The organism is Methylobacterium sp. AC315, from assembly GCF_979253755.1.
In genome coordinates, this window is record NZ_CEEDEA010000095.1 from 1 (window position 1) to 258 (window position 258).

A 258-nucleotide genomic window follows, 5' to 3' on the forward strand; every position below is an offset into this window, starting at 1 on the left:
CTTCGGCCCGCGGGTGCGCGCCTTCCATGCCGCGGTGGCGGGCGCGGTGCGCGCCCGGTTCCGCGCCCCGCGCCTCGCCCCGGCACGCTGAGCCCACGATGCGGATCGGTCCGACCCTCGGGCGCTACTTCGCCGCCCGGTTCGCCCGCACGGTGCTCGGTGTGTTCGTCACCGGGTTCGCGCTGGTCTACACCTTGGACTTCGTCGAGCTCCTGCGCCGGGCCGGCGAGGCCGAGGGCGCGTCCACCGGGCTGATGG

At 76.4% G+C, this 258-nt stretch carries 1 pseudogene; it reads left to right on the forward strand.

What is annotated here, in order from left to right:
• Window positions 1-98 precede the first annotated feature (98 nt).
• A pseudogene (locus AC0IY0_RS28845) lies at window positions 99-258 on the forward strand (LPS export ABC transporter permease LptG); the annotation flags it as partial.